This window comes from Azospirillum sp. B21, assembly GCF_008364825.1.
Classification (GTDB): Bacteria; Pseudomonadota; Alphaproteobacteria; order Azospirillales; family Azospirillaceae; genus Azospirillum.
In genome coordinates this window covers 310,883-337,757 of the sequence record NZ_VTTO01000006.1, presented here as the reverse complement: position 1 = coordinate 337,757, position 26,875 = coordinate 310,883, and the positions used below count along the sequence as shown (strand labels likewise).

At 65.8% G+C, this 26,875-nt stretch carries 36 protein-coding genes and 1 pseudogene; 21 read left to right on the top strand and 16 right to left on the bottom strand.

What is annotated here, in order from left to right:
- Positions 1–102: 102 nt before the first annotated feature.
- The 13 genes from FZ983_RS17200 to FZ983_RS17145 form a co-directional block, all read right to left on the bottom strand.
- Positions 103–1,311, bottom strand: a complete 1,209-nt coding sequence (locus FZ983_RS17200) for a phosphoadenosine phosphosulfate reductase family protein (protein ID WP_149224729.1) — start codon at positions 1,309–1,311, stop codon at positions 103–105.
- Positions 1,308–1,715 (bottom strand): ASCH domain-containing protein, encoded by a 408-nt coding sequence (locus tag FZ983_RS17195; protein WP_149224728.1) that lies wholly within the window; start codon positions 1,713–1,715, stop codon positions 1,308–1,310. The genes FZ983_RS17200 and FZ983_RS17195 overlap by 4 nt, the downstream gene beginning before the upstream one ends.
- A gap of 3 nt (positions 1,716–1,718) precedes the next feature.
- On the bottom strand, positions 1,719–2,750 hold the full coding sequence (locus FZ983_RS34745; protein WP_247883798.1) for a hypothetical protein: 1,032 nt from the start codon (positions 2,748–2,750) through the stop codon (positions 1,719–1,721).
- A 3-nt stretch (positions 2,751–2,753) separates the two neighbouring features.
- The gene (locus tag FZ983_RS17185) at positions 2,754–2,957 is read right to left on the bottom strand and encodes a hypothetical protein (protein WP_149224727.1); all 204 of its coding nucleotides are present in this window, start codon (positions 2,955–2,957) and stop codon (positions 2,754–2,756) included.
- On the bottom strand, positions 2,957–4,678 hold the full coding sequence (locus FZ983_RS17180; RefSeq protein ID WP_149224726.1) for a hypothetical protein: 1,722 nt from the start codon (positions 4,676–4,678) through the stop codon (positions 2,957–2,959). Before FZ983_RS17180 ends, FZ983_RS17185 begins: the two co-directional genes overlap by 1 nt.
- Positions 4,679–4,705: 27 nt before the next feature.
- Positions 4,706–5,764, bottom strand: a complete 1,059-nt coding sequence (locus FZ983_RS17175) for a hypothetical protein (protein WP_149224725.1) — start codon at positions 5,762–5,764, stop codon at positions 4,706–4,708.
- A gap of 8 nt (positions 5,765–5,772) precedes the next feature.
- On the bottom strand, positions 5,773–6,630 hold the full coding sequence (locus tag FZ983_RS17170; protein WP_149224724.1) for a PD-(D/E)XK nuclease family protein: 858 nt from the start codon (positions 6,628–6,630) through the stop codon (positions 5,773–5,775).
- A gap of 1 nt (position 6,631) precedes the next feature.
- On the bottom strand, positions 6,632–7,276 hold the full coding sequence (locus FZ983_RS17165; protein WP_149224723.1) for a 3'-5' exonuclease: 645 nt from the start codon (positions 7,274–7,276) through the stop codon (positions 6,632–6,634).
- Positions 7,273–7,512: a hypothetical protein gene (locus FZ983_RS17160; RefSeq protein WP_149224722.1), complete on the bottom strand. Its 240-nt coding sequence runs from the start codon at positions 7,510–7,512 to the stop codon at positions 7,273–7,275. The genes FZ983_RS17165 and FZ983_RS17160 overlap by 4 nt, the downstream gene beginning before the upstream one ends.
- Before the next feature lies 1 nt (position 7,513).
- On the bottom strand, positions 7,514–7,879 hold the full coding sequence (locus FZ983_RS17155) for a hypothetical protein (RefSeq protein ID WP_149224721.1): 366 nt from the start codon (positions 7,877–7,879) through the stop codon (positions 7,514–7,516).
- 5 nt (positions 7,880–7,884) lie between these two features.
- Complete coding sequence (locus tag FZ983_RS17150; RefSeq protein ID WP_149224720.1) at positions 7,885–8,202, bottom strand: hypothetical protein; 318 nt, start codon at positions 8,200–8,202, stop codon at positions 7,885–7,887.
- 3 nt (positions 8,203–8,205) lie between these two features.
- A complete protein-coding gene (locus tag FZ983_RS35085; RefSeq protein ID WP_282187003.1) occupies positions 8,206–8,328 on the bottom strand; it encodes a hypothetical protein in 123 nt (40 codons plus the stop codon).
- A gap of 377 nt (positions 8,329–8,705) precedes the next feature.
- The gene (locus FZ983_RS17145) at positions 8,706–8,894 is read right to left on the bottom strand and encodes a hypothetical protein (RefSeq protein WP_149224719.1); all 189 of its coding nucleotides are present in this window, start codon (positions 8,892–8,894) and stop codon (positions 8,706–8,708) included.
- A gap of 161 nt (positions 8,895–9,055) precedes the next feature.
- On the opposite strand from FZ983_RS17145, the gene FZ983_RS17140 reads away from it, so the two are divergent.
- From FZ983_RS17140 to FZ983_RS17120, 5 genes are all read left to right on the top strand, one after another.
- Entirely contained in the window at positions 9,056–10,105 is a 1,050-nt protein-coding gene (locus tag FZ983_RS17140) for a hypothetical protein (RefSeq protein WP_149224718.1), read from the top strand.
- A gap of 312 nt (positions 10,106–10,417) precedes the next feature.
- On the top strand, positions 10,418–11,452 hold the full coding sequence (locus tag FZ983_RS35080; RefSeq protein WP_149224717.1) for a hypothetical protein: 1,035 nt from the start codon (positions 10,418–10,420) through the stop codon (positions 11,450–11,452).
- A gap of 17 nt (positions 11,453–11,469) precedes the next feature.
- Positions 11,470–11,676, top strand: coding sequence for a hypothetical protein (locus FZ983_RS17130; RefSeq protein ID WP_149224716.1), 207 nt, complete (start codon positions 11,470–11,472; stop codon positions 11,674–11,676).
- An 8-nt stretch (positions 11,677–11,684) separates the two neighbouring features.
- Positions 11,685–11,996, top strand: a complete 312-nt coding sequence (locus FZ983_RS17125) for a hypothetical protein (protein ID WP_149224715.1) — start codon at positions 11,685–11,687, stop codon at positions 11,994–11,996.
- A 24-nt stretch (positions 11,997–12,020) separates the two neighbouring features.
- Entirely contained in the window at positions 12,021–13,184 is a 1,164-nt protein-coding gene (locus FZ983_RS17120) for a hypothetical protein (RefSeq protein WP_149224714.1), read from the top strand.
- Between the two features lie 184 nt (positions 13,185–13,368).
- Here the strand turns inward: FZ983_RS17120 and FZ983_RS17115 are convergent, their stop codons facing one another.
- The 3 genes from FZ983_RS17115 to FZ983_RS17105 form a co-directional block, all read right to left on the bottom strand.
- Positions 13,369–13,623 (bottom strand): hypothetical protein, encoded by a 255-nt coding sequence (locus FZ983_RS17115; protein WP_149224713.1) that lies wholly within the window; start codon positions 13,621–13,623, stop codon positions 13,369–13,371.
- An 11-nt stretch (positions 13,624–13,634) separates the two neighbouring features.
- A complete protein-coding gene (locus FZ983_RS17110) occupies positions 13,635–14,474 on the bottom strand; it encodes a DNA/RNA non-specific endonuclease (protein ID WP_149224712.1) in 840 nt (279 codons plus the stop codon).
- 349 nt (positions 14,475–14,823) lie between these two features.
- Positions 14,824–15,450, bottom strand: a complete 627-nt coding sequence (locus tag FZ983_RS17105; RefSeq protein WP_149224711.1) for a hypothetical protein — start codon at positions 15,448–15,450, stop codon at positions 14,824–14,826.
- 134 nt (positions 15,451–15,584) lie between these two features.
- Here FZ983_RS17105 and FZ983_RS17100 point away from each other — a divergent pair, with 134 nt between their 5' ends.
- From FZ983_RS17100 to FZ983_RS17025, 16 genes and pseudogenes are all read left to right on the top strand, one after another.
- Positions 15,585–15,806 (top strand): hypothetical protein, encoded by a 222-nt coding sequence (locus FZ983_RS17100; protein WP_149224710.1) that lies wholly within the window; start codon positions 15,585–15,587, stop codon positions 15,804–15,806.
- Between the two features lie 69 nt (positions 15,807–15,875).
- Positions 15,876–16,460 carry a response regulator transcription factor gene (locus tag FZ983_RS17095; protein ID WP_247883797.1) on the top strand — a complete coding sequence of 195 codons (585 nt, stop codon included), beginning with the start codon at positions 15,876–15,878 and terminating at the stop codon, positions 16,458–16,460.
- A 69-nt stretch (positions 16,461–16,529) separates the two neighbouring features.
- On the top strand, positions 16,530–16,847 hold the full coding sequence (locus FZ983_RS17090; RefSeq protein ID WP_149224709.1) for a hypothetical protein: 318 nt from the start codon (positions 16,530–16,532) through the stop codon (positions 16,845–16,847).
- Positions 16,848–16,859: 12 nt separating this feature from the next.
- Entirely contained in the window at positions 16,860–17,681 is an 822-nt protein-coding gene (locus FZ983_RS17085) for a hypothetical protein (RefSeq protein WP_149224708.1), read from the top strand.
- A gap of 10 nt (positions 17,682–17,691) precedes the next feature.
- Positions 17,692–18,216 carry a hypothetical protein gene (locus FZ983_RS17080; protein ID WP_149224707.1) on the top strand — a complete coding sequence of 175 codons (525 nt, stop codon included), beginning with the start codon at positions 17,692–17,694 and terminating at the stop codon, positions 18,214–18,216.
- Positions 18,213–19,685, top strand: coding sequence for a DEAD/DEAH box helicase (locus FZ983_RS17075; RefSeq protein WP_149224706.1), 1,473 nt, complete (start codon positions 18,213–18,215; stop codon positions 19,683–19,685). The genes FZ983_RS17080 and FZ983_RS17075 overlap by 4 nt, the downstream gene beginning before the upstream one ends.
- Complete coding sequence (locus FZ983_RS17070) at positions 19,682–20,257, top strand: MT-A70 family methyltransferase (RefSeq protein ID WP_149224705.1); 576 nt, start codon at positions 19,682–19,684, stop codon at positions 20,255–20,257. The genes FZ983_RS17075 and FZ983_RS17070 overlap by 4 nt, the downstream gene beginning before the upstream one ends.
- Positions 20,254–20,469 carry a hypothetical protein gene (locus FZ983_RS17065; protein ID WP_149224704.1) on the top strand — a complete coding sequence of 72 codons (216 nt, stop codon included), beginning with the start codon at positions 20,254–20,256 and terminating at the stop codon, positions 20,467–20,469. Before FZ983_RS17070 ends, FZ983_RS17065 begins: the two co-directional genes overlap by 4 nt.
- Positions 20,470–20,474: 5 nt before the next feature.
- Positions 20,475–21,671, top strand: coding sequence for a hypothetical protein (locus FZ983_RS17060; protein ID WP_149224703.1), 1,197 nt, complete (start codon positions 20,475–20,477; stop codon positions 21,669–21,671).
- Positions 21,672–21,823: 152 nt separating this feature from the next.
- Positions 21,824–22,024, top strand: a pseudogene (locus FZ983_RS34735) (repressor LexA); the annotation flags it as partial.
- Between the two features lie 25 nt (positions 22,025–22,049).
- The gene (locus FZ983_RS17050; RefSeq protein ID WP_149224702.1) at positions 22,050–22,622 is read left to right on the top strand and encodes a transcription termination/antitermination NusG family protein; all 573 of its coding nucleotides are present in this window, start codon (positions 22,050–22,052) and stop codon (positions 22,620–22,622) included.
- Between the two features lie 165 nt (positions 22,623–22,787).
- Entirely contained in the window at positions 22,788–23,108 is a 321-nt protein-coding gene (locus tag FZ983_RS17045; RefSeq protein WP_149224701.1) for a hypothetical protein, read from the top strand.
- Between the two features lie 94 nt (positions 23,109–23,202).
- Positions 23,203–23,394: a hypothetical protein gene (locus tag FZ983_RS17040; protein WP_149224700.1), complete on the top strand. Its 192-nt coding sequence runs from the start codon at positions 23,203–23,205 to the stop codon at positions 23,392–23,394.
- Positions 23,395–23,398: 4 nt separating this feature from the next.
- Complete coding sequence (locus FZ983_RS17035) at positions 23,399–24,046, top strand: DUF6441 family protein (protein ID WP_149224699.1); 648 nt, start codon at positions 23,399–23,401, stop codon at positions 24,044–24,046.
- 320 nt (positions 24,047–24,366) lie between these two features.
- A complete protein-coding gene (locus FZ983_RS34730; protein ID WP_149224698.1) occupies positions 24,367–25,005 on the top strand; it encodes a hypothetical protein in 639 nt (212 codons plus the stop codon).
- Complete coding sequence (locus FZ983_RS17025) at positions 24,974–26,866, top strand: terminase gpA endonuclease subunit (protein WP_282187004.1); 1,893 nt, start codon at positions 24,974–24,976, stop codon at positions 26,864–26,866. The genes FZ983_RS34730 and FZ983_RS17025 overlap by 32 nt, the downstream gene beginning before the upstream one ends.
- Positions 26,867–26,875 lie beyond the last annotated feature (9 nt).

Here is a 26,875-nt window from a genome sequence, read left to right as displayed (position 1 = left end):
AGGGACCTTTCCGCCAGAGGCCAGATATTGAACGGTGCGAATCGATAGGCCGGTGATCTCTGCGGCGCGGGCTGACTGGATCCGCTCGGGGTCGGCCATGGCTCACCTCACCAGCAGGGGCTGCACCAGCCCGTCGCGATAGACCAGATCGAGCGGCACATCGCCTGTCGGCTCGTCGCCGTCCCAGCCCTGGGGCCACGTCTTGGCGGCGATCAGCTCCCAGATGCGCGCCTCTTCCTCAGCGTTCAGCAGGTCGACCGTCGGGCGGCCAAGCCGGGCGGCGGCCTCGTTGCACCGCCCTTGGATGTCGAGCACCCGCTCCAGCGCCATTCGCCGACCGTCCAGCGTGATCGGCCCCATGCGCTGCTTGTTCTTGCCGGCGGCAATGTTGCCAGCCTCGTCCATCCCGGTCTTGCGGAGCCGCCACTTCGGTTTGCGCAGCTCGCGATAGACGAGCGGCTTCAAGTCGGCCAGCGGCCGGAGATAGGCCCAGCGGGGGGAACGCAGCACCGTCTCGAGCGCCAGGTCGCGGCTGGCCAGTGGGCAGCCGATGCAGCCGGTCCGGGCGTTGACCTCCTCGGCCTCGTCCCCGCCGTAGGCATCCGCCACGTCGGCCGTTGCCCAGCCCAGCGCCGGGGCCTCGAACATGAGCCAGTCCCAAACCTGACAGACCCGCCAGTGCAGGATCGGTGCGAGGGTGGCGATGCGGCCGCGGATGCCGGCGGCGTCGGGCAGCACTTCCTGGTACCAACCCTGACCGCACTCGGCGCCGTCCTTGCCGCAGCTGACGGCGATGCGGGCATCGCGTGCCGCGGACTCGCCGATCCGGACGCCGGTCAGCATCAGGATGGTGCCGGGCACCTTCTCCAGCAGCTCGGCCAGCACCGCCTGCATCGGCTCGACCTTGATCTGGCGCGTGCACCAGCGGAAGGAGTTGGAGGGCGGCGGGACGCCCCGGCCCAGCATGTTGACCATCATGCGCAGGTCCATCGGAGCCACAGCGACACGGACGTCGACGCCTCGCGCCCGCAGCTGCTCCATGATCCGCGAAGCGGCGAAGGCCAGCGGGATCAGTTCCATGCGGGTGTCGGCGTAGCAGACGGTCAGCGACTTCGGCGCCGACACCCGGCCGATCTCGATCAGGTGCATGATGAGGGTCAGGGTAGCGGTGGAGTCCTTGCCGCCGCTGTAGGCGATGGCCCAGTGCTCGTGCTGCGGACCGTAGGCCTGGAGGCTCTGGACCGTCAGGTCGATGGCCTCGGGCAGGGTGGTCCGCATGTCCTCGAAGAGGGTGGGCTGGGCACGGCTCATGAGCGCGACTCCCACCGGATCAGCACTCCGCTGAAGTCGCTCACCTCGGCATGCTCCGCAGCCCAGAAGGCGCACAGGTCCGGCCAGTTCGCAAAGCCGTCGAAGCGGGCGAACAGGTCCAGCCCCGCATCATCGGTGATGGTGGGCTCACCCCCGATCTCCACGGACGGCGAGCGACCGAGCAGCAGGCGCACCGGCGCCACGGCGATGCAAGTGGTCCTGCCCAGCAGCTGGCACGAGCGCGTGCGCATGCCGGTGTAGAGCTGCAGTTCCTCGCCGGGCCGAGCATGGCGCTTCCGGTCGGCACGGATGGTCTGGCGCTTCATGCCGACAACCAGCGGGCCCGGCTGCAGGCCTGCAATGATCGGAGGGGCGAAGCGCTTCTTGAAGCTGTAGGCGACCATGCTCTACCTCACATTCAACGCGATCACCTCTGCCGGCATATCGCGGCGAAGTGAAAGCGGATGACGCGCTAATAGCGAATTTCTATGATCCGCGAGTTCAACTCCGGGGAGCGCCTGATGACCTTTGGGAACTTCGTCCGCGGCCGCACTTACAACCGTCGCCGTGACCTTCACGAGCCCTACGGTGGTCAGCGCCAAAGCGGAATCATCATGCCATCCAAGTATCCGGTCATCTTCGCCATGACCGGCGAAAGTGGCCTTCAGCATGGCTATCACGATGGCTGGACCGCCGATGGCCAGGTGTTCCGCTACTTCGGTGAAGGTCAGAAGGGCGATATGACCTTCACTGGTGGCAATAAAGCGATCCGCGATCATGTCGCTGATGGAGAGGATCTGCTCCTTTTCCAGAAGCAAGATCGAACCGGGCTGCTGCGCTTCCTTGGTGAGTTCGTTTGCGAGAATACCACCAGGGAACCGGCGCCCGACCGTCTCGGGAAAATGAGGAGCGCGATCGTCTTCCACCTGGTGCCTGTCGAGGCGATCGCCGAGGCCGAAGCGGCGGAGCCCTATGCAAATCAAGCTGAGGGCGGGCTCGATCTGGCTGCTCTCCGCCGCGCTGCCGTGGCCGCTGCGAACACCGGCGATGAGGAGCCGGCCGAGGGCGCCCGCCGGCGCATCTACCAGCGCAGCCAGGCGGTCCGTCGGTATGTCCTTGCCCGGGCAGCTGGGGTCTGCGAGTGCTGCGGGGAGGCAGCTCCATTCCTTCGCTTGAATGGCCAGCCATACCTGGAGCCGCACCACATCCGCCGGGTGAGCGACGGTGGACCCGACGATCCCCGGTATGTCGCCGGCATCTGTCCTACTTGCCATCGACGGATCCATCATGGTGTTGATGGTCAGGCGGTGAACAAGCGCCTCGGTGAAATCATCCGCCAGAAGGAGCCCGTGCAGAAGATCGGCAGCCATGGCGCCCGTCGGCTGGAGCGGGAGCTCGTATAGGGCAACTGGGCGCCCGATGCTGGGCATCTTGATCATCGGTCATCGCTCCGTCGCCAGCTGGTCGAAGAACTCATCCTGGTCCAGGCCGGCCATCTCGGCGGCGAGCGCGTAGGCGGCGCCGTCCGGCAGGTCGAGGTCGTCGGCGATCTCCAGTGCCTCGCTGGCGCTGAGCCCCGCCTCCTTTCGGCCGATGGTGGCGCGCCGCTCCTGGCGGCGCTGGTAGCTGCGGCTGCGGCGGGCCATCACGCGGCCTCCTTCCGGCTCTTCTCGGCCATCACCTCGCCCAGCGGCCGGGCGATGCCGCCGTCGATCCAGTAAGCCCGGCCCATGCCGCGCGCATCCAGGTCTGGCACGACATCGGGCGCGGAGAAGGTCATGCCGATCAGCGCGCCCATGCCGGCACCGCGCAGCATCTTCAGCAGCCCGCCGCGGCCCTTCTGGTCGAGCACGTCGGCGCCGTCGAGGATGACCAGTTCGCAACCTTGCACCTGGGCGAGCGCAACCTGCAGCGTGGTGTAGACTCGGAACTGATCGGAGGACAGCTGCGGCCCCAGCCCGGCCAACTGCTCGTAGGGCCGGCCGCCATAGGTGACGCCCATGTCCGGCTCGATGCGGACATCTCCCCAACCGGCCGCCTCGCACAGGCTGCGCAGCGGCCCACCGTTGAAGGTGTCCAGCACCTTCACCAGCTTCGCCTGCCGCAGACCGGCCGGAGCCATGATCGCCTGCATGGCGAGGTTCACCGCCAGCAGGTTGACGACGCGGTCTGCATCCTCCTTCGCCTTCAGCGCGCGGTGGCGGGCCTCGGCGGTGGAGACGCGGGCGCGGAGGGCCTCGACATCGTCGCCCGGCTGGCCGCCGGATGCCTTCTTCCGCAGTTCGGTCAGCTGCCGCTCCGCCTGCTGCGCCGCCTGATAAGCCCGTTGCGCGTCGGTGGCGAGCCGCTCGGCGGTGTCCCGCTCGCCCTTCAGCCGGGACAGCTTGCCGTCGGCTGCCGCGATGGCGTCGCGCCTCTTCTTCAGTTCGTCGTCGCCGATCTGCTCGGCCTGCACGAGCTTCTGGTCGGCGCCCATGTTGTGGGACAGCTGGAGCGCAGCGTTGCAGCATGGGCAGGTGAGGCCCTTCGCCTGGGCGGCCGGCGGCAGGGCGTCCCGCTCCCGCTGGGCGGTGCCGTAGGCGGTAGCCGCCCTGGTTGCGACCATCTGCGCCTCGATGGAGCGCTCCTTCAACTCGTCGATCTCGGCGCAGGCGACAGTCAGCCGGTCCAACTCGGCCTGACCGACGGCCGCCGCGGCGACGGCACGCTCCAACTCCTGTTGCGCCTCGCCCATCTCGGCCTGCAGGTCGTCCAGCGACGCGCCGTCGAGATCGTCGGTCCAGCCATCCGGCCGCCACGTCCGCACCTTCTCGGTACCGAACCGCTGGCCAGTCGCCTGCTCCCATTGCCCCTTCAGCCGGGCGCCCTTGTCGGAGACCTCGGCCGCCTTGGCGTCCCAGCCCTTGCCCTCGATATCGGCCCAGACCTGGGCGGCGATGGCCTCGCTGATCGAGGCGTCGGCGCAGGCGGCGACGAAGTCGGCGCGGTCAGGCGCCGTCTTCAGCAGGTCAGCCAGCAGCTTCGCCCGGTCCTTGGCGGACAGGTCGAGCAGGCTGGTCAGGCCGGCGGCGATGGGCGTCACCTTCGGCGGCTGGCCGGTGGTGTTGGCCTCGCATTTCGGCCAGGTCGCACCGGCGGTCCAGTCGGCGCCCTGCACCGCAGCGGTGGCGGTGCTGGCGCCGGCCCGCACCAGCGCCTTCGCGTCCTTCTTCGGCAGACCGAACTGCAGCTGGCCGGTCAGCGCGGCGGCGGTCGCCTTCAGCACGCTCGACTTGCCCTGGGCGTTCTTGCCGGTGACCAGCACCAGCCCGCCGGCGAGGAGGTCGGCGCGCTCGACCACCTGGAAATCACGGATCCTGATCTGCATGGGGGAAATCCTTCGATGGGCTGGCGGTCAGGTGGCGGCGAACAGGTCTTCGTCATCGTCCGACGTGCTGGCGGTGCGGGTGTCAGTCGGCTCGTCATGCACTTCGCCGGTCTCCGGATCGTGCGGGGTGGGGGTCGGAGCCGGCTTCGGCTCGGGCTTGGGCTCCGCCTTCAGTTTGGCGGGCTGCTTCGGCTCGGCCTTGCCCTTGGGCGCGGCGGGCGGCGGGGGCGGAGCCTCGTCGCCCTCGGGGGCCAGCAGCCCCAGCCCCTTGCAGGCGTTGACGAAGCCCGGCAGGCCACTCTCGCGCGCCACCTCGGACAGGCCGCTGATCTGGTTCCAGTCGAGCGCCGCGATGGCTTCGCGCGTGATCGGCAGTCCGTTCCGGGCAGCGAAGGTCATGATGCCGTTGCGCTTCACGTCGATGGCGCCCTCGGTCATGTCCTTGTTGCCGCCGAGCCGCAGGCATTCCTCTTTGAACTTCGCCTGCACATCCTGCGGGACCAGCGCCAGCACCGCGTTCCGGTAGGCCTTCGACTGGGCGATGATGTCGTAGTGGGGGCGCTGGTAGGTCGTGCCGTTCTGGCGCTTTTCCGTCCGGGACTCGGTCTTTTCCGCCTGGAAGCTGTTGCCGGTCTTGATGCAGGAGATCTCGACGATGGCGGTGAAGTAGTCGTCTTCCTCGCGCAACTCCGGCAGCACGGACGTCGTCACCTGCATCGGCCGGTCGCCGTCCGGGTAGGACCGGAAGATGTGGAGCGCGCCGCGCTTCTCGACGCTGGCGATCAGCTTGTGCTTCAGGCCACCGTACTGGCGGGCGAGGTGCTTGGCGCCGACGACCGAGATGCCGGCGGTGGTCTTGCCGCTGATCTGGAAGCTGTAGACGAAGGCGCCGGACATCGTGCCGTGCAGGATCTCGTCCGACACCAGCTTGTCGTCGGCGCTGTCCATCACATGGATCAGGTCGATGTCGATCCCGCCGCGCTGAACGGTGGCGGCGACGACGTCATCCAGGATGCTCTTGCCGGGCGCACGGGCGGCGGCGAGCTGCGGGCGGTTCATGCTGGCGCCCAGGGCTGCGGTGGACATAGTCTGGTTCACTCCTCGATGGCGGCGTGTTCGCGGCAGAAGGCGGTCCCGTGAGCCGGGCACCATTTCGCTGAGCAGAGTTTGGAAGAGGGGTTGGCGACGAACGCCCAGGGGTCGCCGGGCAGCAGGTGCCGCTCCGGATCGCCGTGGCGGAAGGTGGTCAGGTCGCCCTCGATGTGGCGCAGCACGTTGACCGCGGCCGTCTCGGCGGTGGCGACGTCGTAGCGGTGGACCGCGGCGTCGGGCTGCGGCTTCTTCAGCGGCACGCGTTGAATCCAGTCCACGCACGCCTCCGTCACCTCGATCCCGTTGGACCGGGCCAGCAGGCTGTAGGAGCCGATCTGCGGTGCGTGGCAGCCCATCGTCTTGCCGCCCTTGAGGTCGCGGATGCGGCCGGGCTCGCGGGCGATGACGTCGGACTGGCCGGACAGGATGATGTCGGGCGTGACCTGCGCCTCCAGCCGCTCCTCCACGATCAGGGGCTGAACGTCGGGGGCGATCTGGTGCCGGTAGACCAGCACCATGCGCTTGGCTTGCTGCTCGGCCTCGTTCAGCGCCGGGGTCTCGCGGTCATAGGTGATGCCCGGCTCGGCGGCGCGGCGCAGCTCCTCGATGGCGGCGTCGGTGGCAACGTCGACCGGCGGCAGGCTGCCGGTGGCGGCCTTCTCCTTCAGGATCAGCGCCGCGGCGGCATGCACCCCGGTGCCGACGGCGGCACCGACGTTGGAGGGCAGGTCGCGCAACTCGAAGCCGGCGGCTTCAATCTCGCGGAGGAACAGCTTGGCGGCGGCGCGGCGCGGGCAATCGGGATAGCCGGAGAGGGAGGAGGAACGGACGACGGTGGGCGCGCGGGAGGGAGCGTTCATTTCAAACGGCCTCCGCCAGATCGACGCTGGCCGACATCTGCGCCGACGGGGCGCTGCGCTCCTGGATCGCGAACCAAACCGCCTTGACGCCCATCACGTCGATCATGGCGTTGTGGGCGCCCGACAGCGGCTTACCGGTGAAGAACTCGTAGGCCTCGCGGAGGTTGGCGCTCTTGTGGTGGTTCCGACCGGCCGCCTTCATCTTCTCGGTCGGCGGCAGCTTCAGGATCGGCGTGGATAGGACCTGGGTGCATTTCGCCGGTCCGTTCTTCCACTCGTCCGGATCGCAGATGCCGGCGAAGCGCTTGAAGCCGATCCGCAGAATGCGGGCGTCGAAGCTCTCGTTATGGGCGATGCGGAGGTTGGCGCGGCGCCACAGGGCCTCGAAGGCGGAGAGCGCCACAAGCTCCGGCACGCCCCCGGCTTCGGCTCGCTCCATGGTGATGCCGGTCAGCTGCTGCAGATCGGGCGGGATGGTCCAGCCGTCGGGGCGAACCAACAGGTCGAGACTGGCGAGCTTATTGCCGGCTTCGTCCGTCAGCAGCGCGGCGAGCTGGGTGATATGTGGCTGGTGGTCGGCGTCCGATGGCGCCTTGAAGTCAGGCAGGCCGGTGGTTTCGGTGTCGTAGAAGAGCAGCGTCTTCATGGGGCGGGCGTCTCCTGGGTCCAGCGCGTCTCATGCGCGCCGACGATGGCGTCGAGTTCGGCCTGTTCAGCCGGGGTGAGGCGCTCCAGCACGCCGACCATCAGCTCGGCGAGGCGGTTGTGCTGGGCGGCGGAATCGGAGGAGATGCCGGTGATCAGCAGCACGCGGCCGTGGAGGTGAATCAGCGTGCCGAAGGCGGTCTCGTCCGACGGGGTGATGGCGAAGGGGCTGGCCATGTCAGGCGGCCTCCTCGTCCAGCGCCGGTTCCAGCACCGGCTCCGGAATGGCAATGCGGTGGCGCAGCAGAACGGCGCGGATGGCGGGTGTGAGTTCGTGGCCGCCGGCGGCAGCGGCGCTGTCCAGCAGAGGATCCAGGTCGGCGACCGCGCGCAGAGCCGATTTGACATCGGGAGCCACGCCGATCAGGGAGCCACTCGGCAGATGGTCGATGACGATGCGGCGAGGCGACCGCTCGCGACGGATGCCGCAGCTCTGCCAGACCCAGCCGCGGACCCGGCGGGAGCCTTCGGTGGTGGTGATCTGGTAGGGCAGGACCGTCAGCTCGTCGCGGCCGGTCACCCGGGTGTTGAGGGCGGTTGCCATTGGCTTCACTCCGCAGCGGCCGGCAGGCGCCGGCGGGATTGGAAATCGACGAGCTCCGACACGGCGGCCTGCCAGCTGGCGAAGGCCTGCGTCAGCGTCCGGAGCTGGTAGGGCTGGAGGCTTCCGTCGCGCAGCCGCAGACGGGCGGCGTCGAGCGCCTGGCGGTAGAGGTCGGCCGTCACGTCGCGCCGCACCTGGAGGTCCAGCAGCCGGAGTGCGTCGGCGCCGTGCTCGATGGCGTAAACCGCACGTCGGAACTGCCGGTTGGGCAGGCCGCGGGCGTGCAGGTCGTCCAGCTGAGCGGAGGTGACGTGTCGGGGCACCGGTCAGCCTCCGAGCATTATGGTGCCCAGCACCATCAAGGTGAGCAGGAGGGCGACGCATTCGACGACGAAGCGGCCAGCCTTGCGCATGGAGATGACGGCCGAGGGGGTGATGTTGGGGCGCATTCGGAATGCTCCGCTGATGCGGTGGAATGGGGTGAGAGGCGCCGGCTTCCATCCTCCGCGCCGGTGCCGGCCACATGCTCGCCACTGGTTCCGCCCTGGGCGGGGTCCCGGCTCGCTGACACACCGCGGCGCCTCTCTACGGCCTCAAGCCCCACCCATCGCTGGGTAAGGGGCTGAGAGGTGGCAGGCGCCCCGCCAGAAGCGCCTGCCGATGTCCCACTCCTGCCGAGATGTCCTTTCATCGTTGGTTGCGGTGGGGGCGAGAGGCCCAGCTGTGGCCGGGAAAGCCACGCGGTTGGGGGAGCGTTGCGGGGCCTCTTACTGGCTCAAGCCGGCTGGGGTCACCCATGCCGGCCGGTGTCGGAATTAGCGGAGCGTCACCCCGCCATCAGGTCCAGGCGCTTGCCGTGCCAGCGGTCGGCGATGCGGCGCCAGAAGCTGGCCTCGCGCTCGTTGCCGGTCTCGACCGCCTCGTCGGCGGACCGCTCGGCGAAGCCCTGCGCGTTGTCCACGCCGCGCAGGCCGTCGGCGGTCAGGGTGTCGGTGACGATCAGGCGGGGAGGCATTTGCGGGCTCCGGCGGGGCGGTGTGGAATCACCCTATTGCGGAGAAATATCCGCGTCAACTATTTTATGCGGATCATTATCCGCATTACTGATGCGGCTGTGCCTGCCATAATCAGGTTGCGGTGAACGATGGGCGTTCGCGTCTTGGTGGGGAGGGTGAGATGCGTGTCTTAGGCGCGGTGGTCTCGTCGGCGTTCGCACTTACCCTGTGCGGAGCGGTTCATGCGCAGACTTTCAAAACAGGGAATTGGGTAGGCTCCGTCCATTGGCAGAAGGACGGTTCTTTTTCACATTGCGCGATCTCGTCGACTTACAATAGTGGGACTTCGTTGCTGTTTATGGTGGACTCGACGCTGAACTGGCGCGTCGGGTTCGCTAACTCTCAATGGAAGCTCACGCCGGGCGCGCGTATAAATCTGCAATACTGGGTCGACGGTGCCGCAACGCGATCCTCTTCAGCTATTGTCGTGTCGGAAGGTCTTGCTGTTATCGACCTCCCGCCAGATCGGGGCGTCTTTGATTTGTTCAGGCGGGGGAACCGGCTTACCGCAGCTGTGCCAAACGGCCCTCAGTTGGTGTTTATGCTGACTGGCACATCAGCCGGGTTGCAAATGATCTTGGATTGCGCCGAGGCGCGTGGACAGTACCCGCGCCTTACAAATGCATTTCAGTCTGCGCCTCCCTTGGCTCCCCCAATGCAGGCAGGCACCGCAACACCTCAATCGACACCATCGCAAACGTCCGCGGCAATCGATCGCAAGCTGGAAGCTATGCGCATCGTTGCGAACGTCATAGCGCCGGTTGGGCTGGAAGGTTTCCGCGTCTTGAGCGCCGACGAGATACGCGAAGCCGGATTGCGACATGACGCAGTGTGGGCAGCAAAAGGCGTTCTTGGAATGCTTGATGTCTATCCTGGGGAAAGGAAGGAAACCTTAGAACAGGTCGCTTCGAAACTGATTTCAGATGACGGCTCGGTGTGCAAAGGGGAGTTCTTGAGCGGAAGCACGCCAGACCCCGCATCAAATGGGAAGATCCGACGCGTGTATGCTCAGTGCCGTCCTGCTGGTGCCGAGACGATCAATACCTTCTATACGGTGGCCGCTAGGCCAGACGGCGGCATTATTCAGATAAGTCTGTACAGCAGGGGTTCCGATGAGCCAGCTCGCTCGGCTGAAACGCAGCTCCGCAGTGCCGTCTTTAAAGGCATGTAGCTCATGGCCTCGTTCCCAGCTTGAATAGCCACCTTAGGCACGCCAAGCCATAGGGAGATGTGCAGGCAGTATCAGAAGATCTGCAAAACTACTATTCAGAGATTAGGGCCTTAAGAATCAAGATTGGATATAATCATGGCAACTTGGGTTAATGGATATTATAGAAAAGACGGCACTTATGTTAAGGGGTATTGGCGTGATGATGGCCACACAACAACCACAACAAGCACAGTCACCACGTCACCAACCACGACAACATCGGTCACGAGTGCTCCATCCACTACGAATGTAACCTCGACGCCACTTGTTCTGGTGAGCGGCTACTATAAAGCTGACGGCACGTATGTGGAAAGTTATTGGCGGACCGTTGCTAACGATACCGTCACCGACAACCTGAGTTATAACGGAAATACTGTAAATTCTGGAAGAGTGCCCGCTCCACCCAGAAGCAATTCAGTTTCTCCCATTATTTCCACCGCTCCAGCAAGCGGCGGAGTTGTCCTTGGTGGGAGCGCTGGTGACAATATATCCGGCTCTCTCGGCAACGATTACCTGTTTGGGTATGAAGGTGACGACACGCTCTATGGCGGCAGTGGTTTGAATTACATTGATGGCGGAGAGGGCAACGATACGCTTGTGCGAAGCGTTTCGAAGTCTTCAGCGACAGCTATCAACTACAATGGCTTCGTCTACGTCGGCGACTCCGCCGGATACGACAAGACCACCGGCATCGAGTACATCCGATTTTCGGACCAAACCGTTTCGGCCGCCACCATTGCGCCGCCCTTCGATCCGCTGGCCTATTTGGCGGCCAATCGCGATCTAGCTGCCGCATTCGGGACCAATGGCGAGGCGGCCTTGGGCCACTACCTGACCGTGGGCGGGAGGGAGCGGAGATCGACGACGTTCAACGTTGATGGCTATCTGGCCGTGAATTCCGATCTCGCCACTGCCTTCGGGGGGAACACGATGGCGGCCACCCAACACTACATTACGACAGGGCGGCTGGAAGGGCGTAGCACGTCCTTCAACGCGATGAGCTACATCGCCGCGAATCCGGACCTGATCGCGGCATTTGGCACCAACACCACTGCGGCCGCTCTCCATTACGCTACTGCCGGGCGCCTGGAGAACCGGGCGACTACGTTCAACGCCACGGCCTATCTGTCGCGCAATCCGGATGTGCAGCGCGCCCTCGGCACCAGCGAGTTGGCTGCCGCGACGCACTACGTCACAAACGGCTATCGGGAGGGCAGGTCGGCGGCGCCGCTGGCCTCAACAAGCACTCGCTCCGCGATGGGGCTGGAGCCTGCCCAGCAGAGCACAACGCTCGCTGCCGGTTGGTAATCCGGCTCTCGGTGAAGATGGAGGATGCAATGGCGGCGCGTCTGGGGTTCGTCCTCCATCTTGCCGGCTGCGGAGCGTCGCTGTTGCTGCTGATCGCCGGGCTTGAGGCCGCCCTGGACATGTCTGTAGCCGATGCTGCGCCTGTCGCGTGGGCGCTTGCCGCAGCTGCTGGGGCAACTTGGCTATCGGGCTGGGCGGCGCTCTATGTGCTGGCCGGCCGGTAGGAGCTGTCATGATCAACAACCTGCGAACCGCCTGCTCACCCGTCTTTGTCGTCGCGACCTTCCTGCTGATCGCCGGCGCCGCGTCAGCGCGCGATGCCCGTCCTTCCGACGACGAGGTGCGCCAACGGATCATCGCGGAGTCGATCTCCGCGTACCCGGGCAACTGTGCCTGCCCCTACAGCACGATGCGGAACGGGCATCGGTGCGGCGGCCGGAGCGCCTACAGCAAGCCAGGTGGTCGGGCGCCGATCTGCTACGCCGATGACGTGACAGAAGCCATGGTGGTGCGGTGGCGGCGGGTACATGGAGAGCGGCCATGAATTGGTAGATAAGAACGTATCAAAATGAGCAATATGCAGTTTCACAAAAATAGAAGCTGTATGCTTAAGTTTATTTTTTTGCTGAGTAGCAAGGATCGAAAGATGCAGATATCAGATGAAGCCTTAAAGCAAGCAAGAAAGTATGGAGAAGATAATAACGCAGATATTTATCTCTTCAACGGACCTGTTGGAGAGTCGGCTTATGGATCGTTTTTTCAAGCAATTCCAAAGCAAGGGGTTAAAGACACTGCAATATTAATTATCGCCACCTATGGCGGTGTAGCTAATTCTGCTTATCGCATAAGCAGATTGTTTCAAAGTATGTACAGCAAATTTCACATTGTCATACCAAGCGCCTGCAAAAGCGCCGGAACTCTCATTACTATTGGTGCACATAAGATAATAATGTCGTCATTTGCTGAGCTAGGTCCGTTGGATGTTCAGCTTTATAAAGCTGATGAAATTGGCGAGAGGAGATCTGGGCTAATTGCTAGATCAGCACTGACCAGCCTAAACGAACAAGCATTTCAATTGTTCGAAGAAATCATGATTGGTATTAAGAATAGGAGCATGGGTTCTGTCCGTTTCAAAATGGCATCTGAACTCGCATCTCAGATGTCAACCGGACTTCTTGCTCCTATCTATGGGCAGATCAACCCCGTCAGTGTCGGTGAAGATCACCGAGATTTAATGGTTGCATACGAATATGGAGAGCGGTTAGCTAAAATCTCAGGCAATACGAAGTCAGACGCCGTCCGTAAGCTCGTACATGACTATCCGTCTCACGATTTCGTGATTGATTTCGACGAGGCAGGTACGCTGTTCGAGACGGTTGAACCGCCAGACAGCGACCTATATAAGCTGTTTGCCGTTCTAGGAGAAGCAGCTTTCTCACCACGCAGTAAGTCTGCTATCGTAAAGTTACTTTCTGCCCCTACCAAAGCCGCTTCTAAGGCTTCTGTGACCAAAGATGGAGACCAGAGTGAAGACACCGCAACGCAAGGCAAAGCCTCAAAAGACGGCGCCGGCTCAAGCGGCGACTCCGTCAATGGTGAACCAGTGGCTAATCCACAGCGAGAGCATCGGCCAAGCGATCAAGGGGCGCGATCTAGAAATAGAGGTGGATCTGGACGAGGAGACAAATCCGTCCAAGCGCCCGATGCGGAGCACGATACGCAGGTCGTCTAGCTCGCAGCTTCAGCCGAGTTATTATGCTGAGTGAATGTTAGAAAGAAAAAGCCGCCGGATAGTCCGGCGGCTTTTTCATATGTTGAGACTTCAACGCGCTTTTAACGCATTCAGAAAATTACTCTTTGCCGATCCTAAAAAATTATTGCGCACCTATTGCATTGAAGCGTTCTTGCGCCCTTCGTCAGCCAAACGGGTTCTCCACCTCGTCGGCAGGCTTCGGCGGCTCGATCCGATCCGGCAGGCCCTTGTCCGCCTCCAGCGCCGCCACTGCTGCGTCAACCAGCGCCTTCAGCTTCCGGGCAGCCGCCAGTCCAGCTTTGTCTCGCGTGATGTCCAGGGTGCCGTAGACCGCGATCTTGTCGGTCCCGTTCTCGACGGTCAGGCCACCGATACCGATGCTGTCGGCGTCGTTGGCGAAGGGCTTGATGGTCGTCATGGTGATCCTCGTCAGCGCAGGAGTTGCCGCAGATAGTCCAACACGCCCTTCTCCGGTATCGGCTCGGCCTGGGCGGCAGTCTTGCCCTTACCGCGTAGTTTCGGCTGCGGCAGGTCGAGCATCGCCGCCTTCGTTGCCGTGGGCAATCCGGGGAAGGGGTCGATGCCGGCGACCTGCGTCAGCTCGGCGATCGACACCCGCTGGTAGCCGGCATCCTCCTGGTTCGCAGCGAGGTAGGCCGCGGCCTTCTTCTGGCGAGGGTCGTACACCGCCTTGAAGACGTGGCTCGGGACCAGCACGCGCCCACCGATCCGCTTCAGGTTCTGGCCTTGGAAGATTGCCCCGGTGACGACATAGACCTCGCCTTGCCGGCGAGTCAGATCACGCGTCGCGGATTCGATCCCTTCCCAGATGCCCCTGTTCAGTGCGCCGGCCTGCGGCACCATGTTGGCGAGGCTGAAGCTCTCGTTCTGCGACCGTGCGTCTGGCATGTCGCCGCTCGGCGCCATGTGCCCGCGGTCGTAGCCGGATCGCTTGTAGTCGGCCAGTTCGGCGCGCTCATCCGGCGGCAGGCGGCTCTCGGCGTGGAAGGTGTTCTTGCGATCCAGGCCCTGCTGGCGCTCCAGCCGCTCGCGCGTCAGGTGCTCGGCCGCCCAAAGACCAGTCCGCGTCACGCCGGAGTGGAGAAGGCCGTAGCCGCTGTTGCACAGCTCCCGCGTCTTGGCCGCCAGTTTCGCGTTGACGAGATCGGGCGCTTGCCCAGCCGCGAAGTGTTCGGGGCAGGCTGTTTCAGCGGCGAGTGCGGTGACTGGTGCAAGGGCGAGCGCCAGGATGGCGACGGCAAGCTTCATCGGGTTCTCCTGTCCGCGGTCCAGAGTCACGGGCGCGGATCGGCAAGATCGCACGAGGCCGGCAGGCCGCCAAGAGAGGACAGGGGCATTCCGATGGCCGCGCATCCGGTAATAGTTTGACTTTTCAGAAAAATGCGAACTGCATCGTTAGGATGCAACTCGGCGGCTTGCGGAAATGTTTCCTATATGTTCTCTTTTGGGGCGAGTGAGGTGGCCGGGGAGTGGAAGGTGAAGCAGGCGCGGGACGATAGTTGTGGTTCAGCCGATCCACTGGATCAGAAGATGCTTGATCTGTGGGGAAAGCTGGACCGACCGCAGAAGCAGAGAATGCTAAAGCTGATGAAGCGCCTTATTCGTCATCAGGGCGGAGCAGAATCTCCATAATCTCGAGCGCCTTCAGCTTGGTCGTGGCGTTCATCTGCGACAATAGTTCTCGAAACTGCCGGTCGAGATCGTCGTCAGTTTCCGCTGCCGGCTTCTCCTGTGTGGATGACACATTTGCTGCAGCATCCAGCAGGATTGATGCTGGCATTCGAAGAGCCCCAGCGAGCTTAGCCAAGGTGTCCGGCTTAGGAGCATTGCCCCGCCTTATGGTGCGGATAGCATCCGGTTTCAAGCCAGCGGCTTCGCATGCTGCGCGCTCACTCATGTTGTTGAGTTCCGCACGGCGAGAAGCAATCAGCTCCAACAGGGCTTGATATCGGTTCATGCGGATAATATGCCGCAATTCTGCGGATAAGGTCTTGCGGATAGAAATCCGTTGACCGTGCGGAGAAATATCCGCATCATCGCCCCCATGGACTACCGCACCCAACTCATCACGCTCGCCGAAGAGTACGGCCGCAGCACCGGCCTTTCGGAGGCGCGCATTGCCACCCTGGCCCAGAACCAAGGCGTTTTCTTCAAGCGCATTAGGGATGGGAAGGGGTGTTCCGTAGACACCTACCTCAAGGTCAAGGCGTGGTTCGCCGATCATTGGCCCCCCGATCTGAAGTGGCCGGACGGCGTTGATCGTCCGAAAGTCCTGCCCACTTGCCCTTCGCTCGAAAGCCAACGCGTTCGTTCGCCAAGGCGCAAGAGCCCCGCCCACCCCGAAGGGCGGGCCGCCTGATGCCCATGCACCAGTGCGCCCTCTGCCACCTGACCGATGAAACCCGCGCCGTGACCGGCCCGCGCGCTCCCATGCCCTGCGCCTGCAACGTTGGGCTGGTGCAGCCGGTCCGCGTGTCCGCCCCGGCCACCCGCCGCGGCGCCAACGCCTTCGCAGCCCTGGCGGATACGCAGGACGCCTACGTTGTCCGCGTTCCCCTCCCGGTCCCCGCCAAAACCTGATCCCCAAACGCACGAAAGCCGGCCCCGCTTCCTAACGTTGGCCGGCTTTCGAACTGAGGAGAACCGTAAGTGCTGAGCTCCGATTCCTTCTCCCAGAACTACACCGGCGGCGGTGCCGTCGTCCAGTTCACGAAGGGCGAACGCCCCTTCTCCATTCGGCAGAACGCGGACATCCCCGCCACCATTTCCGCCCAAGGCGGTGGTCTCGCGGCCTACGAGCGCGACTATCTGGCCGGCCTGCTGGCGTCCCTGCCGGTCCGCTCGCTCGCTGACATGATCAGCGTGCGCGATGGCGTTGCCACGATCCGCGCCGACGTGCCGCTGCACCTGCTGTCGCTGGAGGATGCCTGCACCCTCCAGGGACTTGCCGCCGGTGGCAGCCTGCCAGTGCCGCCCGGTACCGGACCGGCGCCGCAGACGCGTGTGAAGCCGCGAGCTGCCGCCAAGCCGCTCCCGACGCTGTCCGACCGGCAAAGGAAGGTCCTGAAGCTGCTTTGCGACGGCAAGTCCAACCGTGAGATCGGCGCCGCGTTCAACCTCACCGAAGGAACGGTGAAGGTCCATGTCTCGGCGATCCTCAAGGCGTTGGGCGCGCTGAACCGTACCCAGGCCGTGATGATCGCCCGGCGCGTGCTGGCCGTCGGGGAGGTCTGAGTCATGTTGGGGCGTGATCTTCATAGCGAACAAAATGGCGATGATACGCGTGTCGGTGGAGCCAAAAAGGTGTGGCGCCGCCTGACAATCGCCGGACGGAAAATTGCCGGTGCGCGCCGCGATGCCGCGCAGAAGCTGGCCCGCGAGCTGCGGGACTACTTCAAGGTCAAGCACGGACGGAAAACGTCCGCCTGCATCGCAGACGACTATGCCGTCACCGACCGGCAGGCCCGCCGCTGGCTGGCCAAGGGCCCGACCTTCGACGGCTTCGCCCTGATGCTGGAGCGCGAGCGTGACCGCCTCCTGCACTGGCTGGCCGTCGCCTATTCCGAACGCCGCCGCCGCTTCCGCTGGCGCCGCAATCCCTCCACTTCCCCCACCCCGTAAGGAGGCCACATCGTGGCAAGAGGTCGTCGTTCATCCGGCAGCAAGCCCAGCAAAGCGGAACAGCTCCGCGAGCGCGCCAGGGGCCTGCAGTCTCACCAGTTCTTCGATTTCCTGGACGAGGTGTCCACCAAGCGCCAGGACCTCGCCGACGCCAACACCGAGCACGCCTCGGCCTGGAAGAAGGCCGACGCGCTGGGCATCCACCCCCGCGCCGCCAAGCAGATCGCCCGCCTCGACAAGATGGACGCCGTGAAACGGGCGGACGAACTGCGCAGCTTCGACCAGATGCGTCGCTGGATGGCGGAGCGCTGGGGCGGCCAGCCGGACATCTTCGAACAGGATGCCACGCCGTTGGAGGAGGCTATCGATCGCACCTCCAGCACCGGCGACGAGCCGCAGGCCCTGGGCGATGTCGTCCGCCAGATGGTGGAGGATGCCGGCGAGGATGCCGGTCCGAAGCCGCTCTACGACGTCGCCTCGCCGCCCGATCTGCCCGGCCAGCAGGCCGAGGCCAGTGGTGCCCCGGAAGCCGACTGGGGCGATGACGGCGCCGAAGAGGTCAACCCCGAACTGGACAACGCGGGCTACACCTTCGCCAACGGCCGCACCGCCGGCCGACAGGGGCACGGGCCGGAGGCGAATCCCCACCTGGAGAGCTCCCCCTCCCATGTCATCTGGGAGCGCGGTCGCGTCCAGGGCGCCCTGACCGGAGACACCGACGACGATCTGCTGGAGGCGGTCAGCGGCGAGCCGGAACCGGCTGAGGAGCCGAAGCCGCGTAGCCGTCGCCGTTCCCGTGGCACCGACGCGGCCGGCGCCGCGGCCGTGCACTGAGGGCGCGCGGATGGCCGGCGGCGTCCTCGCCCTCGACCTCGCCACCCACACCGGGTGGGCATTGGGGCGGCTGCCACGGCAGCCGCTTCTCCCGATGGAGGCACGAATCCAGAAACCGGCCAAGCCGCTGTCCGGCTGGATCCGGTTCGGCCAGCCCGGCTGCACGGTCGGTGAGTTCGCCGACGCGGCCGAGGCCTGGGGCCGCGCCTTCCTGACCGAACACCAGCCGTCGGGCCTGATCTACGAAAAGCCGATCCTGCCTGCCGACACCAACCCCGACACGGTGCTGAAGCTCAACGGGCTGGCGACGATCATGCTGATGCTGGCGCACCGCTTCAGCATCCGCTGGGTACGCACCGCCCAGCCGTCCACCGTCAAAAAGTCATTCTGCGGCCAAGGCGGCCCCGGCAAGGAAGGGGTGCAGGCCGAGTGTATGGCGCGCGGGTGGAAGTTCGCCACCGACGACGAAGCCGACGCTCTGGCCCTCCTCGATTACGCCGGCCACCTCGCCGCCAAGGAAAGGGCAGGCCGATGAACGCCATCGTTTCCGGGCAGCATTCCCTATTCGCCGGCGCAGGCTCCAAGCGCCCGACGCTGCGTCCCTATCAGGAGCGCGGTGTCGCCGAAATCCTCGCCTGCCTGCAGCGCCGCGTCGACCCGCTCTACGCCCTGCCGACGGCCGGCGGCAAGACGACGATCTTCACCGCGGTGACCGAGGTGGTGGTCGGGCAGGGCTGGGAGGTCTGGATCATCGTCCACCGCCGGGAGCTGCTGCGTCAGGCGAGCGAGCGCCTGCTGGCGATGGGCGTTTCGCATGGGCTCGTCGCTCCGGGCGAACCGCTGACCAACGATCCCGTGCAAGTCGCCAGCGTCGACACGGTGCTCGCCCGGCTGGACACCCTGCGCCACCGCCTCACCAAGGTGCGGCTTGCCATCATTGACGAGGCGCATCACGTCGTCGCGTCGAAGTGGCAGCGCGTGCTGGAGGCGATGATCAACGCCCTGCGTCTGGGCGTCACCGCCACGCCCTTCCGCTACGACGGCAAGGGGCTGGGCGAGCATTTCCGGCAGGCAATCGAGGGGCCAAGCGTCGCCGAGCTGATCCGCGACGGCTATCTCGCCAAGCCCGCCATCTTCGCCCCGCCGGCGAACCTGGACCTGTCGAAGGTGAAGAAGCGGGGAGGGGACTATGTGGCGGCCGACCTCGCCAAGGCGGTCGACACCGACGAGCTGACCCTGCCGGCGGTCCGGCACTATGCCCGCATCTGCGGCGGGGTGCCGGCGGTGGTGTTCTGCGCCGGGGTCGAGCATGCCCGCCATGTCGCCCAACAATTCCAAGCCGGCGGCTGGGCTGCGGCGTCCATCGATGGCGAGATGACCACGGCCGAGCGGGACCGGGCGATCAGGAGCCTCGCCACCGGCCGGCTGTCGGTGCTGACCAGCTGCGACATCATCAGCGAGGGCACCGATTTGCCGATCGTCGGCGCGGCGATCCTGCTGCGCCCGACGGAATCGACTGGGCTCTACCTCCAGCAGGTCGGCCGCGTGCTGCGCACCTATCCCGGCAAGACCGAGGCCATCATCATCGATCAGGTCGGCAATGTCGCCAAGCACGGCATGCCGGACGAGCGGCGCCTGTGGTCGCTGGACGGCGGGCTGAAGGGGCTGGAGCGCGCCGTGACGGCGACGCGCCGGTGCCGCTACTGCCACTTCGTCTGCGCCAAGGGTCCGACCCACTGTCCGCACTGTGCCAGGGCCTACCCCAAGCCGCCGGTGGCCGCGGTGCCGGAGGTTGCGCTCGCCACCATGCCGGGGATCGCCGGCCTATCGGCCGAGCGCATCGCCACGATGAAATACAAGGACATCCTGCCGCTCGCCGAGACGGAGGAGGACCTGCACCGGGTCGCTGCCATCAAGGGCTACAAGCGCAGCTGGGTTCAACGGGTCCTGCAGGAGCGCGCCGCCGTCACTGCCCGCGGTTACATGATGCGGAGGTACGCATGACCTCCACCCCATGGCCCTTCGACGACCTGACCCCGCTGCGTTACCGCGTCATCCTGGCTGATCCCGCGTGGATGTTCGCCCTGCGTAGCCCGAAGGGCGAGGCCAAGTCCCCGCAGGCTCATTACCGCTGCATGCCGCTCGCCGACATCCAGGCCCTGCCGGTGTCGCAGCTGGCCGCACCGGACTGCGTCTGCATCATGTGGGCGACGGCACCGATGCTGCCGCAGTCGATCGACACGCTGGCCGCCTGGGGCTTCACCTTCAAATCCGCCGGCGCCTGGGCAAAGCAGTCGCCGACCGGCGCCAGCTGGGGCTTCGGGCCCGGCTACATCTACCGCTCCGCCGCTGAATTTTGGCTGCTCGGCACCATCGGCCGGCCGGCCCTCCGCTCCCGCTCCATCCGAAACCTGATCGTCGCCCCGCGCCGCGAGCACAGCCGCAAGCCCGTCCAGATGCACGCCGACATCGAGGCCATGTTCGACGGCCCCTATGTCGAGCTGTTCGCACGGTCGCAGCGGCCGGGCTGGGATTGCTGGGGCAACGAGACCACGAAATTCGAGGCCGCAGCATGACCATCGCCCCCGGCCTCCAGGAGGCTGCCCGCGTGGCCCGCGCCCGCGCCAAGCTGATCCGCTCCACCACCAAGGGCGGCAGCGCCATCGCCATCGGTCTGGAAGACTTCGCCGAGGAGTTGGACGGCATGACCCGCCGCGCCCAGGCCCGCCCCACCAAACCTGACCTCCTCACCAGCCCGGCATCCGCGCCGGCCCAAGCGGCGGAGTAGCAACCATGGCCCGTATCCGTTCCACTCACCCCGGCCAATGGACCGACGAAGAGTTCGTCGAGTGCCAACCGCTCGCCCGCCTGCTGGCCCTCGCCCTGCGCAACGAGGCTGATGACCAGGGCGTCTTCGAGTGGAAGCCAACCACCCTGAAGATGCGGCTGATGCCGGCGGACAACGTCGACGTCGGCGCGCTGCTGGCCGAGCTGGAAGCTCACCGCCTTGTCGTCAAGTTCGAGGCGGCCGGCAAGGTCTACGGCGCCATCCGCAACTTCATCCAGTACCAGCGGGTGAAGAAGCCCAGCAAGGTCCACCCGCTTCCGGCCGAGTTGCGAAAATGGGTGCGCATGGACCTCTGGCCGAAGGGGAAGGGGTCCGAACTGGACACTGACCAAGAGGACGACGGTTCCGAACCGGAGGCCACGCCAAAGGCGGCGAGTTCCGAACCACGCACCCCGTCAAAGGTGCGGAGTTCCGAACAGATGGCGGTTCAAGGCGACAGCAGTTCTCCATCGGTGCCGCACCAGTTCGGAACCGGTGGGGAAATCGCGCCGCAGAGGAAGGAGGTAGGAGGTAGGAGGGAAGAGGAAGGAAGATCCAGAATCGGAGAATCCTTGGCTGGCGGCAGGCCGTACGCGTGCGCGCACGAAGCCGGCCGGCCGGCCGATGATTTCGACGATGGGATTTTCGCCGTCCGCCAGGGCGTCGTCGCCGGGTTCGAGAACTGGTTCGACCTGCCGGGCCGTCCAATCAGCCCAGCCGATGGCGAGCTGTTCGCCGACTGGATCGCCGCCGGCACCGAGCGCGGCCTGTCGCCCGTTGACACCGCCGCCGCCGTGGTCGAGGAGGTCCAGCGCCAGTTCCGCCAGCTGGCCGGTAAGGACGCCGGTCCGCCCCGCAGCCTGCGCGCCGTCCTGGATCGGGACGTTCGCGCCGCCATCGCCAACGCCCGGCCGGGCAGCAAGCCCAAGCCGCTGCCCGAGGTGCCGGAGCCCTACGCCAAGCACTTCGACCAGCTGACCTTCGCCACCTGGATCGCCCCCTGCCAGATCGCCGTCGCCGACGGCGTGGCCAAGATCATCGCCCCGAACAGCCTGTTCCGGGAGCGGGTGGCGGGACAGTTCGCCGGATCGCTCAAGGCCGCACTGGGCGTCGAAGACATCGAGGTTTCCATCGCCGCAGGGCAGGGGAGGAACGCAGCATGACCACCGGAACCCTGACCAAGCCCGAAGACACGGCCGCCATGGCCCAGACGATCCGCCAGCTCCGGGCCCGGAACATCGTGCTGGAGGCGGAGGTCGAGCGGCTGAAGGCTGCCTTGGCCGTCAAGGAGCCCAAGCGCCCGACCCGTGCCGGCCTGACGCCCAAGCAGCGCCTCCTGCTGGATTTCATCGTCCGGTACCAGAGCGAGCACCGCGGGGTGTCGCCCAGCTTCGACGAGATGGCCCACGCCATCGGCCTCGCCAGCAAGTCCGGCGTGCACCGGCTGATCGAGGGGCTGGTGGAGCGCGGCGCCCTGGAGCGGCTGCCGAACCAGGCCCGCGCTCTGCAGGTTGTAACCGGTCCCAGCCACGGAGACGCGAATGGCTGATCAGTTCTCGGATCGTGAGTGGTTCGCCGTTGTCGTGAAGCCCGGCCGGAACGAGGAGGTGCACAAGCGCTTCGAGGATCAGGGTTACCGGTCGTTCCGGCCGCTATGCCTGACCGAACGGCGGAACCGTGAGAAGGGGCGCATGGAGACCGTGTTGCGTCCGCTGTTCGATCGGTACCAGTTCGTCGGCGTCCATCCCGAGCAGCCCTTCAGCCCGATCCAGAACACCATCGGCGTCGCGTTCGTCGTGCGAGGGCAGGGGCACATACCGCTGCGCGTGTCGCCCCTCGTGCTGCGTCGGGTAGCGTCGCGTTTCAACGAGGATGGGGTGGTCGACCTTCGGCCTGCGCAGCCGGTTGCCGGCCCGATGGTTGATTGGGAACTCGGCGACATGCTGGAGGTGATCGACGGCCCGTTCCGGGACTTCTCGGCGGTGCTGGTCGAATGGGCCGACAAGCGGCGCGAGATGGCGCGGGTGCTGGTGAATATCTTCGGCCGCACCACTCCGGTCGAGATGCGCACCGGTGGGCTGCGACCGTCCTCGAGCAGCCGGAGCGCGGCGTGATGGTGGTGGTCTTAACCATTTCGAAAGGATTAGCGGACATACCATGCCCGCACATGGTCCCCCGGTCTCCGCCGGCTACGGGACTGCGGCAGCTATAGAAGCGCCGCCTTCAATCACCCGCCCAGGCCCCCGCCTCGGCGGGTTTTTCTATGCCCGGAGCCTGCCATGGCCGATCCCACCACTCACGACCTTGCCCAGATGGCGCGTTCGCTCGCCCCCACCGCGGTTGGCGTTGCCGCCGGCATGGTTGCGCGCTGGTCTCGTGAAGCGCGCCACAGCGGATGGAAGGGATTGCTGCGTATGGTCGTCCTCGACCTGCCGACCATGGGCGCGCTGACCATCGCCGCAGGTTCGGTCGCTCAGCAGCTCAACGCCGACACGCTGACGGCCACGGGTATCGGCACCTGCGCAGGCTATGCCGGATCCGAAATCCTGAAGACGCTGCTGGCATGGCGTGCCGGCAAGCTCCCCGGTGGGGAGGGCTGATCATGACGCCTGCGCTGCTCGCCGACGCTCTCTGGTGGACGGGCGCGACCATCGCCCTGCTGTGCTTCGCCACGCTGTTCTTGGGAGACCGATGATGACGACCGAACGCAAACCTCTGTCACAGGCCATTGCCGTCGCGGCCGAAACCGCCGAGGAAATCGCCATCGCCATGGGCTACGCCGACGCCTCCCGTTTCCTCCAACCGCTGATGCGGGGCATCCCCGACGGACACATCGCCGTTGGCGCCATGGACGGCTGGACCATCGACGTGCCTGTCCGGGCCTGACTTCATGCGCGCCAGCGTCACCATCACCGGCAGCCTGGAGAAGGTCTTCGACGACTGGAGCGATCAGAACGCCCGCCGCCTAACCGACATCACGGAACACGCCGCCTCCACCATGCGGGAGGAGATGCGGAGCGCGATGTCAGGCGCCGGTCTTGGGAACCTCGGTCGGGCGCTGGGCTATGCCGCCTACCCGGGCGGCGGCACCTACAGCTTCCACCCCGCTGCCGAGGTGTTCGTCCGGGGCCGGGCACCGTCGGCGCGTCGCTGGGAACGGATCATTGACGCCTTCAACGAGGGCGCGACGATCCGGTCGAAGCGTGGATGGCTCGCCATCCCGACCAAGAACTGCCCGAAGGGATCGCGTGGCCGCTTCCTCACCCCCGATCAAGTGGCGGAGCGGTTCGGTCCTCTGCGATCTGTCGCCAAGGGCCGAGTGGTGCTGCTGTTCGCCGACGTCGTCGCCGGCAAGTCGGGCGGGGTGCGCCGCGCCACCAGCGGCCGCATCGCTCAGGGCAGGGAGGCCAAGCTGATCCTGATGTTCGTTCTGGTCCGCGAGACCACCATCCGCAAGCGCCTCGACCTCGATGCCATCGTTGCCCGGTGGCAGACCCGCTACCCGGCGATGATCGCCGACGCGGTGCGGGAGCGCTGAGAGGGCCGGTGATGCGCCGCGCCTTCAGCCTCTCCCGAGCGGCGACCCGAGGGCGGAGGCCCGCCACGGGGCGCTAGAGGGGCCGGGTAGGGCCAGCCACGGGGCGGCGGCTGACCGACCGGGGTCGAACGGGTCCTTCCCAGGGGTCGGGCATCACGGGTGGGACAAGTGCGGGTATCGGGGATATTCCGCCGGAAATTCCAACGCAACAGCCGTTGCATCGGTCGCGGTGGTGTGAAGAACGCCACCCAAACCTTTGTCACGACTGCGACATTCTCTCGCTTCGGTCGATTGTTCCGGCCGGCTGAGGTCAACGCAACATGGCCGGACGCAACACCTTCATCAGCAAGGCCGAGTACGCCGCCCGCATCGGGGTCCACCGCTCCCAGATCAGCCGCTACGTCAAGGCCGGCATGCCCACCCACAACGGGTTGGTGGAGCCGGACGAGGCCGACCGGTGGCGTCAGGCCAACCTCGACCCGACCAAGCCGAAGTCGAAGGTGCAGGTCCCGAGCGAACCGGAGCCTTCGGCATCGGCCAAGCGCCAGGTGGCACCGTCCAAGCGGCCCCTGATCACCGCGCCGCCGGGCGAAGCCTCCGAGCTGATCGCCGCCCGTGCCCGCGACGCCCATTACTCGGCCGAGCTGCGGCGGCGCAAGCTGCTGGAGTTCGACCGCGAGCACATCAGTCGCGCTGAGGTGGAAGCGGCCTGGGATGCTGCCAACACGATGTACCGGCAAGGGCTGGAAGGCATCGCCGGGCGCACTGCCTCCATCATCGCCGGCCTGACCGGGGGAGAGGCCGCGCGCATCGAGGAAATCATTCGTGACGAACACCGAGCCGTCCTCTCTGCCGTCGCCGACCTCTTCGACAAGGCCGCCGTCCTCGCCGAAGCTGGCGGCGCTCCTCCGGAGGGCGGCGAAGACGGTGCGCCCGCCGAAGAAGCGCCACACGGATGAATGGGCGGCGGAGAACGTCGTCCTTCCACCGAAATCGGCAGAGCCAGGAAAATACCGGCCGCAGCGCGTGCCCTACATGGTCCCGATCCAGCGCGCCTTCGACGATCCCCGCTGGCGCATGATCGTGTTCGTCATGGGCTCGCAGATGACCAAGAGCACCGGCGTGCTCAACGTCATCGGCAAGCGGATGGACGACGCCCCGGTGCCGATCATCTACTTCGGTCCGAGCCGGAACTTCGTGGAGAACACGATCGAGCCCCGGCTGACGGAGATGCTGAAAAGCTCGACGTCGCTCTCGGCCAAGACGCAGTGGGGGAAGAAGAACCGCAAGACGCTCAAGATCGTGTCCGGCGCCGAGATCCGGCTTGGCTGGGCGGGATCGGCGGCCGAGCTTGCCGGTCAGCCGGCGGGTCTCGTCATCGTCGACGAACGCGACCGCATGGACGGGGACATCAAGGGCGAAGGCGATCCGGTGGAGCTGGCTCGCGCCCGCGGTGAAACCTATCCCGGCTTCTGCATCGGCGTCACCTCCACGCCACTGATCGGCAATGTCGAGGCGGAGCGGCACCCGGACAGCGGACTGTGGCACTGGAAAGTCGCCGATCCCGAGGACATTGACAGCGCCACCTGGAAGCTGTGGCAGGAGGGAACCCGGCACGAGTGGGCGTGGCCCTGTCCGCATTGCGGCGAGTTCTTCATTCCGCGCTTCTCGGTCCTGCGTTTCGACAGCACCTCGCCGGCCACAGCGTCGCGGACGGCGCACCTGGAGTGCCCGGACTGCGGTATGAGGATCTTCGACCACTCCAAGGCGGAGATGAACGCCCGCGCCGTGTTCGTCGCTCCCGGACAGCGGGTGGCGCCGGATGGGACCGTGAGCGGCCCGGAGCTGACCGGCGACACGATCAGCTTCTGGGTCAGTGGTCTTGCGTCGCCCTTCGTCTCCTTCGGCAGCCGTGCCGCCGACTATGTGCGTGCGGTGCGCTCGGGCGACATGGAGCGTCTGCAGACGGTGGTGAACACCCGCCTCGGCGAGCTCTTCCGCAACGCCGCCGGCGGGCAGGCCCGTGCCTGGGAGCAAATTGCAGCCCTGGCTCAGGCCTATGAGACCGGCGAGGTGCCCTATGGCGTCCAGCGCATTGCGCTGACGGTCGACGTGCAGAAATACGGCCTCTATGTCGTCGCACGCGGCTGGGGCGCCCGCTACGAAAGCTGGCTGCTGCGGGCGGCCTTCCTACCGGGCGAGACCGAGCGCCCGGAGGTCTGGAACGACTTGGCGGAACTGATCGACGGCGGCATCGACGGCGAGCCGTTCAACATCGTGCTGATCGATTCCGGCTACCGGCCGGGCGACAAATGGCGGCGCCCGACGAATGCCATTTACGATTTCTGCCGGCGCTACCCCGCCAGCAAGGTCCGGGCGATCAAGGGTCACGACCACCTGCCGACGCCGATCAAGACGGCGCAGGCGGCGGTCGACGCCAAGGGCAAGGCGGCGAAGTGGGCGGGCATCATGCTCCACCATCTCGACAGCGACTTCTTCAAGTCGTGGGTGATGGCGCGCATTGACTGGCCGGCGGGTGAGCCCGGCGGCTGGCATGTGCCATCCGACGTCACCGAGGCCTACTGCCGGCAGGTCGTCGCCGAAACCCGGGTGGTGAAGCCCAGCGGTGCGGCGGTCTGGGTCCGGCAGAACAAGGACAACCACTACCTCGACGCCGAGATGATGCAGGCTGCGGCGGCGGAGCTGATGCAGGTCCATGCGCTCCGCCCGCTGCCGCCTCCGTCCGACAGCAAGACCGCATCGGCCGGCTACAGCCTGCCGATGCCCAAGGCGACCTACGCCGACGATCCACACCTCTGAGGACACCTC